The organism is Metabacillus sp. KJ11-3, from assembly GCF_055808295.1.
This window is the reverse complement of sequence record NZ_CM147865.1, coordinates 4,512,444-4,522,500: the sequence shown is the minus strand read 5'-3', so window position 1 is coordinate 4,522,500 and position 10,057 is coordinate 4,512,444. Positions and strand designations below refer to the sequence as shown.

Sequence of the window (10,057 nt, the reverse complement as noted above, 5' to 3'; positions counted from 1 at the left end):
GTCGGGACCTAAGCCGAGGCCGAAAGGCGTAGGCGATGGCCAACAGGTTGAAATTCCTGTACCACCTCCTCACCATTTGAGCAATGGGGGGACGCAGAAGGATAGGGTAAGCGCGCTGTTGGATATGCGCGTCCAAGCAGTTAGGCTGACAATGAGGCAAATCCCATTGTCACATAAGCTGAGCTGTGATGGCGAGGGAACTATAGTACCGAAGTTCCTGATTCCACACTGCCAAGAAAAGCCTCTAGCGAGGTGAGAGGTGCCCGTACCGCAAACCGACACAGGTAGGCGAGGAGAGAATCCTAAGGTGAGCGAGAGAACTCTCGTTAAGGAACTCGGCAAAATGACCCCGTAACTTCGGGAGAAGGGGTGCTTTTTAGGGTGAATAGCCCGGAAAAGCCGCAGTGAATAGGCCCAGGCGACTGTTTAGCAAAAACACAGGTCTCTGCGAAGCCGCAAGGCGAAGTATAGGGGCTGACGCCTGCCCGGTGCTGGAAGGTTAAGGGGAGAGGTTAGCGCAAGCGAAGCTTTGAACCGAAGCCCCAGTAAACGGCGGCCGTAACTATAACGGTCCTAAGGTAGCGAAATTCCTTGTCGGGTAAGTTCCGACCCGCACGAAAGGCGTAACGATCTGGGCACTGTCTCAACGAGAGACTCGGTGAAATTATAGTACCTGTGAAGATGCAGGTTACCCGCGACAGGACGGAAAGACCCCGTGGAGCTTTACTGTAGCCTGATATTGAATTTTGGTACAGCTTGTACAGGATAGGTAGGAGCCTGAGAAGCCGGAGCGCCAGCTTCGGTGGAGGCGTCGGTGGGATACTACCCTGGCTGTATTGAAATTCTAACCCACAGCCCTGATCGGGCTGGGAGACAGTGTCAGGTGGGCAGTTTGACTGGGGCGGTCGCCTCCTAAAATGTAACGGAGGCGCCCAAAGGTTCCCTCAGAATGGTTGGAAATCATTCGTAGAGTGTAAAGGCACAAGGGAGCTTGACTGCGAGACCTACAAGTCGAGCAGGGACGAAAGTCGGGCTTAGTGATCCGGTGGTTCCGCATGGAAGGGCCATCGCTCAACGGATAAAAGCTACCCCGGGGATAACAGGCTTATCTCCCCCAAGAGTCCACATCGACGGGGAGGTTTGGCACCTCGATGTCGGCTCATCGCATCCTGGGGCTGTAGTCGGTCCCAAGGGTTGGGCTGTTCGCCCATTAAAGCGGTACGCGAGCTGGGTTCAGAACGTCGTGAGACAGTTCGGTCCCTATCCGTCGTGGGCGTAGGAAATTTGAGAGGAGCTGTCCTTAGTACGAGAGGACCGGGATGGACGCACCGCTGGTGTACCAGTTGTCTTGCCAAAGGCATAGCTGGGTAGCTATGTGCGGAAGGGATAAGTGCTGAAAGCATCTAAGCATGAAGCCCCCTCAAGATGAGATTTCCCATCACATTAGTGAGTAAGATCCCTGAAAGATGATCAGGTTGATAGGTCAGAGGTGGAAGCGCGGTGACGTGTGGAGCTGACTGATACTAATCGATCGAGGACTTAACCTAACAATAAAGCGAATGCTTAGTGAATTGAATTGTGTATCGTTATCTAGTTTTGAAGGAATATATATTCTTTCAATCAAAGTTCATAGTAAGAGGGTTTCGAGAAACGAACAGTTCAAGGAATCGATTGAGGAGACACCGCAACGTACTTCAGTACGTGAGGATGTTGACGAATGAGATGACGCAGAAGTGTGAAGTTTATCGGAAGCCGTAAACTATATTATTTGGTGATGATGGCGAAGAGGTCACACCCGTTCCCATGCCGAACACGGAAGTTAAGCTCTTCAGCGCCGATGGTAGTTGGGGGTTTCCCCCTGTGAGAGTAGGACGTTGCCAAGTAAAAAGAGGAAGAAAAGATCAGTAGAAATACTGGTCTTTTTTTGTTTGAATTAAATAAATGTAGAAAAACCGATGGTTTCACGTAAAGAGGTTGGAACAAAATACACTTACTAGCCTGAGGCTTGGGAGAAGCAGATCAAGGAACTTCTACTAAGAGCGCCCCGTCCTGTGGCAACGTAGAAGTCAGCACATCCTGTGCAAGTAAGGAAGCGTAGAGAGAGAAGACCGGAATGTACGTAGTTGGCACATGGAGATCTGAACGCGAACAAGTTGACGCGGAGATTCGCCGCCTATCGCAGGTCGAAATCAGAACATGGAAGTTAAGCTCTCAGCACCGATGGTAGTTGAGGGTTTCCCCTTGTGAGAGTAGGACGTTGCCAAGTGAGAAGAGGTAGAAAGATCAGTAGAGATACTGATCTTTTTTTGTGTGATAAAAAACTATTGCTCAAAACCGAAGGTTTTACCGTAAAGATGTAGAGACAAATTATAAAGCCAGGCAATGAGTAACAGACTCAACCGAATGAGAATAACAATTAAGAAAGAGAAGCTATCCTGAGGTTAGCTCCTCCATTTAAAGATAAGCTCATAACCATTCTTCTAAGAATGCTAAAATAAAGTAAGGAATCTTCCTTTTGGCAATTTCCATGTATCGAAGAATAATTGGATAGTCATCATTTGATAGACCTAACAGAAGCTCATACCACCACTCTGTTTCATAACGCGAGATCATGCTTAAATTATATAACAATAAATAGTGAACTAAGAGTTCTGGAAGGTTTATAAAAGAGTCACGATTGCTTGGTAAATAAAAGGTATTATCCTCAATATGAAATGCACATGGTGAACAGTGAAAGGTATGGTTAGTATATTTGGTTTGTAATAAGATTTGTTCACTAGTCACATTATTAACAGGTTCAAAGTGATATTTCTCAATGAAATGTTCAGAAAGTCTTTCAGCTGACATGTGATATTGCTGTGCAGTTGCATCTGTTAAAATAATTTGGAGTTGATCTGTTGTATCAACTTTCATATAATTATTTTTTGCTTGGTGAAAAGAGAAAGCGGTGTTCATCTCAGGAATTTGATTTAGAAGTAATTCCATAGAGTATTTTTCTGCCTCAAGGTGATCCTGTATATGGAAAAGTTCCTTTGCAACATGGCTGAACAAACCGTTTCTTTGAACTTTAATTTCATCTTTTAAAAATTGATATTGTTGTTTCTTCCGTTTCCTACTCGTAACCCCATGTGCTAAGACAGATGAGGTTGAAGGATAAAGGGGATCTTTTATTAATAAACATGCTTTTAGAAGCTGTGATATCCCGTAAAAAAGCAGAATTGGCTGAATGGCATGTGGTGATTGAGTTGCCTGTAAAAAGAAATTTTCACCATGTTTAAGAAAGTAAATGAATCGGTAACAATTATCATAGGATAATCCACTTGAGTTTTCTATTGAATGATTTTTATAACATTTTTCTAATTTCTTTTGAATCGTTTGTGTTGAATAATATGATAGTAAGCGTTCCCAATATAAGGATGACATGAATTGTACACTCCAATTAGTTAATTCAAAATATTTAAACTCTTTACTCCTTCCTTGACAGTATGAAAACATGTTGATAATCTACTAATAATATTTTGCCGAAAAGAGGGGGATTTTACTAATGTGGGAACAAAAATTTTCTAAAGAAGGCTTAACTTTTGATGATGTTCTATTAGTACCAGCAAAATCTGAGGTATTACCAAGAGATGTGGATTTAAGTGTACAGCTTACACCAAGTTTAAAACTTAATATTCCAATTATCAGTGCTGGTATGGATACTGTAACAGAAGCTGAATTAGCTATTGCAATTGCAAGACAAGGTGGAATTGGTGTTATTCATAAGAATATGTCCATTGAACAGCAAGCAGAGCAAGTGGATAAAGTAAAAAGATCTGAAAGAGGAGTTATTACAGATCCATTTTACTTAACTCCTGATCATCAAGTTTTTGATGCAGAGCATTTAATGGGTAAATATAGAATTTCTGGTGTTCCAATTGTAAATAACCCCGAAGAAGAAAAGTTAGTTGGTATTATCACCAATCGTGATATGAGATTTATTCAAGATTATTCAATAAAAATCAGTGATGTTATGACGAAGGATAACCTTGTAACAGCAGCTGTTGGAACGACACTTAAAGAAGCTGAAAGCATTTTACAAAAGCATAAAATTGAAAAACTTCCGTTAGTTGATAATGAGGGTATCTTAAAAGGACTTATTACAATTAAAGACATTGAGAAAGTAATTGAATTTCCAAACTCAGCTAAAGATTCACACGGACGTCTTGTTGTTGCTGCAGCAGTTGGTGTGACAGCTGATACAATGGTACGTGTTCAGAAGCTTGTTGAAGCTAATGTAGATGCAATTGTAGTAGATACAGCACATGGTCACTCAAAAGGTGTTCTTGAAACAGTAAAGACGATCCGTAAGGAATATCCAAACTTAAATATTATTGCAGGGAATGTGGCAACTGCTGATGCAACGAAAGATTTAATTGAAGCAGGTGCAAATGTTGTTAAAGTAGGAATTGGGCCTGGATCTATTTGTACAACTCGTGTTGTTGCGGGAGTCGGTGTACCACAAATTACTGCAGTATATGACTGTGCTACAGAAGCAAGAAAACATGGAGTATCCATTATTGCAGATGGAGGTATTAAGTATTCTGGTGATATGGTAAAAGCATTGGCTGCGGGTGGCCATGCTGTCATGTTAGGAAGTTTACTTGCTGGTACTTCTGAGAGTCCAGGAGCAACTGAAATCTTCCAAGGTAGACGATTTAAGGTGTATCGTGGAATGGGATCTGTAGCTGCAATGGAAAAAGGAAGCAAAGACCGTTATTTCCAGGAAGACAATAAAAAGTTCGTTCCTGAAGGAATTGAAGGAAGAACTCCATATAAAGGGCCGATAGCAGATACAATTTATCAATTAGTTGGTGGAATTCGTTCTGGAATGGGATATTGTGGAACAAAGAATCTCGAAGAACTTCGAGAAAATTCACAATTTATCCGAATGACTGGAGCAGGCTTAAAAGAAAGTCATCCCCATGATGTTCAAATTACGAAAGAAGCCCCAAATTACTCGTTATAATAAGTCTTTTGGATTAAAACTTATTCAAATATGACAGATCTATAACATTTGACAGAGTCTATGACTCTGTCTATTTTTTTGCCCTTTCTATGATAAAATCAATTTTGTTGTTTCTTTAAGAAAGTAAAATTCAAGTGGAGTTTTTATATAGATAATAAAATGTGGAGGTAGTATATAACGTGAGAATAAAGAAAATGATGGCAGTCCTTTTTGCTATAACTTTTATTGTTTCATCCATTTTTCCTTTTACATCTGCTAAAGCTGCAGAGCCAATTACAATTAATGCAGGGGCAGCAATTATAATTGAGGAATCAACTGGAACTGTTTTATATGGGAAAAATATTGATGAAAAGCTACCTATTGCCAGTATGGCAAAGGTGATGACAGAATACTTAGTACTAGAGGCTGTTAAAGAAGGAAAAATCAGCTGGGATCAAACATATAAACCAAGCGAATATGTTTATAAGATTTCACAAAACAGAAGTCTTTCAAATGTTCCATTAAGACTGGATGACAGCTATAATGTAAAAGAATTATATGAGGCAATGGCCATTTACTCTGCTAACGGTGCGGCAATTGCTTTGTCAGAAATAATTGCAGGATCAGAAAATGCTTTTGTTAAAATGATGAACGATAAAGCGAAAGAACTAGGTTTAACAAATTATGAATTTGTTAATGCGACAGGATTGGAAAATAAGGATTTAGCTGGTATGCATCCTGAAGGAACAGATGTGAATGCAGAAAATAAATTATCAGCAAGAGATATGGCCTTACTTTCACAAAGATTAATTCAAGACTACCCAGAGGTTTTAGAGACAGCTAGTATTCCTAAAAAAACCTTTAGAGAAGGTACTGATGACGCAACTCACATGCCAAACTGGAACTGGATGCTTCCAGAGTTAGTATTTGGTTATGAAGGTGTAGACGGTCTTAAAACAGGATCAACTTCCTCTGCGGGATCTTGTTTTACTGCTACTGCAACTAAAAATGGTATGCGTGTCATTTCAGTTGTGATGGATGCACAAGGAGATGTGAAGGATGCACGCTTTCCTGAGACAGAAAAAATGTTGGACTATGCATTCGAAAACTTCTCAGTAAAAGAAGTATTTCCAGCAAATTATCAAATTGATAAACAATCAACAATTCCTGTTGTAAAAGGAAAAGAAGATTCAGTATCCATTCATACAAAGGATGCAGTAACATTAGTTGTGAAAAAGGGTGAAGAGGATGCCTATAAACCAGCATTTGAAATTGACCAAGATCAATTGTCAAAAGCAGGGGAATTAACGGCACCAGTTAAAAAAGACCATGTAGTCGGAAAAATGACGATAAAATATGAGGGTGAAGGTCAAGCACTAACAAATATCAAAAGTGACACACTCTCTCAAGTAGATCTTGTTACAAAAGAAACAGTTGAAAAGGCCAACTGGTTTGTTCTCTCTATGAGAGGTATTGGAGGCTTCTTTGGTGGATTATGGGGCACAGTATCAGACACAGTAAAAGGTTGGTTTTAATCATTTATGAAAAGACTCTCTATATAGGGAGTCTTTTTTATACACTTCTATTTATTGTAAGCTCATTAAAATGATGAAAAAAGATATTCGATTGATAAAATCTGAGTTATAATAGAAAATTATTATATAAGAAATGATAGAATAGTAAAACATATAGGAATTGTTTTACTAATTACATGAATTTTGATAGGATTTTTTTAGAACTTAGGATAAAATATAGCGTAGATGAATTTTTCTCAATCTAAAACAAATCCTATATATTAGGACATTACATAAGGGGGACAACCACAATGAGTAATACAACAGGTACTGACCGCGTAAAACGTGGAATGGCAGAAATGCAAAAAGGCGGCGTCATCATGGACGTTGTAAATGCAGAGCAAGCTAAAATCGCTGAGGAAGCAGGCGCAGTTGCTGTAATGGCACTTGAACGAGTTCCTGCTGACATTCGTGCTGCCGGTGGTGTAGCGAGAATGGCTGATCCAACAATTGTAGAAGAAGTAATGAATGCTGTATCAATTCCAGTTATGGCAAAAGCACGTATCGGACACATTGTAGAGGCACGTGTGTTAGAGGCAATGGGTGTTGACTATATTGATGAAAGTGAAGTTTTAACTCCTGCAGATGAAGAGTATCACTTATTAAAAAGTGACTTCACAGTACCATTCGTTTGTGGCTGCCGTGATCTAGGTGAAGCAACTCGTCGTATTGCAGAGGGTGCGTCTATGCTTCGTACAAAAGGTGAGCCAGGAACAGGAAACATTGTTGAAGCTGTTCGTCATATGCGTAAGGTAAATGCACAAATTCGTAAGGTTGCTGCTATGAGCGAAGATGAGTTAATGACAGAAGCAAAAAATTTAGGTGCTCCTTTTGAACTTCTTCTTCAAATTAAAAAAGAAGGAAAATTACCGGTTGTTAACTTCGCTGCTGGTGGTGTAGCTACTCCTGCTGATGCTGCGTTAATGATGCAGCTTGGTGCTGATGGAGTATTTGTTGGATCTGGTATCTTTAAATCAGAAAACCCAGCTAAGTTTGCACGTTCTATAGTTGAAGCAACGACTCATTATCAAGATTACGAACTAATTGCGAAACTTTCTAAAGGACTTGGATCTGCAATGCAAGGAGTCGAAATTTCAAGTCTTTTACCAGAGCAAAGAATGCAAGAGCGTGGTTGGTAGGACAAAGGAGTTTTTAACATGCTGAAAATTGGTGTTTTAGGATTACAAGGTGCTGTTAGGGAGCATATTCGTTCAATAGAAGCATGTGGAGCTGAAGGAGTTATTGTTAAAACAGCTAATCAGCTTGCAGACCTTGATGGCTTAATCATGCCAGGTGGCGAGAGCACAACGATGCGTCGCCTTATCGATAAATATGATTTTATGGAGCCATTAAAAGAATTTGCTGCATCTGGTAGACCTATGTTTGGTACATGTGCAGGGTTAATTCTTTTGGCTAAGAATCTCGTGGGATATGATCAATCTCACTTAGGATTATTAGATGTAACAGTAGAGCGTAATTCATTTGGACGACAAAAGGATAGCTTTGAGGCTGAATTAATGATTACCGGTGTTGGAGAGGACTTTGTAGGAGTCTTTATCCGTGCTCCTCATATAGTTGAGGTTGGAGAGGATGTTGAGATCCTATCGAAGCACAACGGCCGAATTGTTGCAGCTCGCCAAGGGCAATTTCTTGGCTGTTCCTTCCATCCTGAGTTAACTGATGATCATCGAATGACTCAATTATTTATCAATATGGTAAAAGAGTCTAAATAAGTTGTATAAAAAACTTGCGACTACTGTAAACTTATAGTAAATTAATTTATACTTAATCAAATAAGCAAACGTGATGATAGGAATTAGTAGCATGATGTTCTATCTATAGAGAGCCGGTGGCTGGTGAAAATCGGTGATAGATGCTTGTGAATCCATCCTTGAATGAATAGCTGAACTAACAAATGTTAAAGTAGGCAATTCCGGCTATGACCGTTATTCATTAAGTGAAGAATACGAGGTATTCTTAACTAGGGTGGCAACGCGGGTAACTCTCGTCCCTTTTTGGGACGGGAGTTTTTTTGTTGCTTAAATTTCCTTGATTGCGAGTGTATATTCAAAAAAGGAGTGGAAATATTTATGTTGGATAGTAAATTTCTTCGTACCAATCTTGAAGAAGTAAAAGAAAAGTTATCTAAACGCGGTGAAGACCTAACTGATTTTGGGAAATTTGAAGAGCTTGATAAAACGAGAAGAGAGCTTATTGCTGCTACTGAAGAATTAAAAAGCAAAAGAAATGATGTTTCTGCACAAGTCGCCCAGTTAAAAAGGGAAAAGCAGGATGCTGATCATTTAATTAAAGAAATGAAAGAAGTAGGAGAGAAGATTAAAGGTTATGATGAGCAATTACGTAAAGTAGAGGCTGAACTTGATAACCTTTTATTATCTATTCCAAATATTCCTCATGAAAGTGTTCCAGTTGGGGATACAGAGGATGATAATGTAGAGATTAGAAAGTGGGGAGAACAACCACACTTTGAATTTGAGCCAAAGCCGCACTGGGACATTGCAGATGGTTTGCAAATTCTGGACTTTGAACGGGCAGCAAAGGTTACAGGAAGTCGTTTTGTTTTTTACCGTGGGTTGGGTGCACGTTTAGAAAGAGCACTATTTAACTTTATGTTAGATCTTCATGTTGACGAGCATGGTTATACAGAAATCATACCGCCTTTTATCGTGAATCGTGATAGTATGACAGGTACAGGTCAGTTGCCTAAATTTGAGGAAGATGCATTTAAAATTGCAGGAGAAGATTATTTCTTAATTCCAACTGCTGAAGTACCTGTTACAAATATGCACCGTGAGGAAATACTCAATGTTGAACAACTACCTATTAGTTATGCTGCATTTAGTGCAAATTTCCGTTCCGAAGCTGGATCAGCAGGAAGAGATACAAGAGGATTAATACGTCAACACCAATTTAATAAAGTAGAGCTAGTTCGCTTTGTTAAGCCAGAGGATTCTTATGAGGAGCTTGAGAAGCTGACAGGACATGCTGAAAAAGTACTTCAACTATTAGGACTTCCATATCGGGTAATGAGCATGTGTACAGCAGATTTAGGTTTTACGGCAGCTAAAAAATATGACCTTGAAGTTTGGATCCCAAGCTATGGAACATACCGTGAAATTTCTTCTTGCAGTAATTTTGAGGCGTTCCAAGCACGCCGAGCAAATATTCGATTTAGAAGAGATCCAAAAGCAAAGGTGGAGCATGTCCACACATTAAATGGATCAGGATTAGCTATTGGAAGAACAGTTGCTGCCATCTTGGAAAATTATCAACAGGAAGATGGATCTGTCATTATCCCAGAGGTGCTTAGACCTTATATGGGGAATAAAGAAAGTATTAGTATGGTTGACTAAAAATATATAAAGGGGGATTTAATTGCCCCCTTACATGGATATACTACTATGTGAAGTATTTATTTTCATAACAACTAAAAAAAATAATAAAATGTTGACAAGTATATAAAAAATATGATAAA

6 protein-coding genes, 2 rRNA genes and 1 other annotated feature (1 of these 9 running past the window's edge) are annotated in these 10,057 nt (G+C 39.6%); of the genes, 7 read left to right on the top strand and 1 reads right to left on the bottom strand.

The genetic code is table 11. The annotated features are described in order from the left end of the window. Positions 1-1,547, top strand: a 23S ribosomal RNA gene (locus tag AC0L8O_RS22610); it begins 1,382 nt to the left of the window's first position. 220 nt (positions 1,548-1,767) lie between these two features. After that, positions 1,768-1,883 (top strand): 5S ribosomal RNA (gene rrf, locus AC0L8O_RS22605). A 583-nt stretch (positions 1,884-2,466) separates the two neighbouring features. Here the strand turns inward: rrf and AC0L8O_RS22600 are convergent. Beyond that, complete coding sequence (locus AC0L8O_RS22600) at positions 2,467-3,423, bottom strand: YaaC family protein (protein WP_473445437.1); 957 nt, start codon at positions 3,421-3,423, stop codon at positions 2,467-2,469. Between the two features lie 121 nt (positions 3,424-3,544). Between AC0L8O_RS22600 and guaB the strand changes: the two genes are divergently transcribed. From guaB to serS, 5 genes are all read left to right on the top strand, one after another. Continuing rightward, a complete protein-coding gene (guaB, locus tag AC0L8O_RS22595) occupies positions 3,545-5,008 on the top strand; it encodes an IMP dehydrogenase (protein ID WP_026562779.1) in 1,464 nt (487 codons plus the stop codon). Between the two features lie 194 nt (positions 5,009-5,202). Next, positions 5,203-6,522 carry a D-alanyl-D-alanine carboxypeptidase family protein gene (locus tag AC0L8O_RS22590; protein WP_473449097.1) on the top strand — a complete coding sequence of 440 codons (1,320 nt, stop codon included), beginning with the start codon at positions 5,203-5,205 and terminating at the stop codon, positions 6,520-6,522. A 290-nt stretch (positions 6,523-6,812) separates the two neighbouring features. Next, the gene (gene pdxS / locus AC0L8O_RS22585) at positions 6,813-7,700 is read left to right on the top strand and encodes a pyridoxal 5'-phosphate synthase lyase subunit PdxS (protein ID WP_026562781.1); all 888 of its coding nucleotides are present in this window, start codon (positions 6,813-6,815) and stop codon (positions 7,698-7,700) included. A gap of 18 nt (positions 7,701-7,718) precedes the next feature. Continuing rightward, positions 7,719-8,294, top strand: a complete 576-nt coding sequence (pdxT, locus tag AC0L8O_RS22580; RefSeq protein ID WP_473445435.1) for a pyridoxal 5'-phosphate synthase glutaminase subunit PdxT — start codon at positions 7,719-7,721, stop codon at positions 8,292-8,294. Positions 8,295-8,358: 64 nt separating this feature from the next. Next, positions 8,359-8,577, top strand: a binding site (T-box leader). Between the two features lie 74 nt (positions 8,578-8,651). Then, positions 8,652-9,935 carry a serine--tRNA ligase gene (gene serS, locus AC0L8O_RS22575; protein ID WP_473445433.1) on the top strand — a complete coding sequence of 428 codons (1,284 nt, stop codon included), beginning with the start codon at positions 8,652-8,654 and terminating at the stop codon, positions 9,933-9,935. Positions 9,936-10,057: the final 122 nt, after the last annotated feature.